The following is a 1,149-nucleotide window of genomic DNA, read 5'->3' as shown; positions in this document are numbered from 1 at the left end:
CGATCAGGCCGCGCGGACGCGGGAGACGAAGGCGTCGACCTGGGCGCGCAGCGAGGTGGCCTGGTCGGAGAGGTCGGAGGCGGCCCGAACGATCTCGGTGGAGACCCGGCCGGTGTCGTCGGCGGCCGAGGAGACCGACACGATGTTGGTCGAGACTTCCTGGGTGCCCTGGGCGGCCTGCTGGACGTTCTGGGCGATCTCGCCGGTGGCGGCGCCCTGCTCCTCGACGGAGGAGGCGATGGCGGACGACACCTCGTCGACGCGGCGGATGGTGTCGGAGATGCCTTCGATCGCCTTCACCACCTCGTTGGTCGCCGACTGGACCTCGGAGATCTGGGCGGTGATCTCGCCGGTGGCCTTGGAGGTCTGCTCGGCGAGCGTCTTCACTTCCATGGCAACCACCGCGAAGCCCTTGCCGGCCTCGCCGGCCCGCGCCGCCTCGATGGTGGCGTTGAGGGCGAGCAGGTTGGTCTGGGCGGCGATATCGGTGATCAGCTGGACCACGTCGCCGATGCGCTGGGCGGAGGCGGACAGGCCGCGAACGACCTCGGCCGTGCCGCTGGCCTGGCCGGTGGCTTCGCCGGCGATCTCGGCGGCCATCGCGACCTGCTGGGAGATCTCGCGAACGGACGCGGCGAGCTCTTCGGCGGCGGACGCGACCGTCTGCACGTTGGAGGTGGCCTGCTCGGCGGCGGCGGCAACGGTCGAGGACTGACGCGAGGTCTCGTCGGCCGACCGGCTCATGGTGCCGGCGTTCTGCTCCAGGTTCTCGATCGCCGCCTCGACGGTGCGGACGATCGAGGAAACCTCCAGGTCAAACTCGTCGGCGAGCGCATGCATGGCGGCGCGCTTCTCGGCTTCGGCCTTGTCCTTGAGGGCGGCCTGCTCGTTGCGCAGCTGCTCGGCGTTGCGCAGCTCGACCAGGAGCTTGCCGGTCGCGTTCCAGATCTCGCCGATCTCGTCCTTGGACTGGCGCGGCTCGAAGGCGACGTTGAGATTGCCCCCGGCGATTTCCTGCAGCATGTTGCTGGCGCGGACCAGCGGGCGGCTCATGGAGCGGATGCCGATGACCATGGCGATGGCGACGCCGATCAGCAGGCTGAGAACGGTGGCGAAAATCACCACGGTGCTGATCCGGTTGGCGAAGGC

1 protein-coding gene is annotated in these 1,149 nt (G+C 69.5%); it reads right to left on the bottom strand.

Annotation, left to right across the window (positions count from 1 at the left end; translation table 11 throughout):
• Positions 1-3 precede the first annotated feature (3 nt).
• Positions 4-1,149 (bottom strand): methyl-accepting chemotaxis protein (locus tag J2S73_RS21615; RefSeq protein ID WP_306887792.1); only part of this gene is annotated, 1,146 nt, incomplete at its 5' end.

Source organism: Amorphus orientalis (genome assembly GCF_030814015.1).
In the GTDB taxonomy this organism is placed as follows: domain Bacteria; phylum Pseudomonadota; class Alphaproteobacteria; order Rhizobiales; family Amorphaceae; genus Amorphus; species Amorphus orientalis.
Note: the sequence above shows the minus strand (reverse complement) of the source record. Positions and strands in the feature narration are given on the sequence as shown.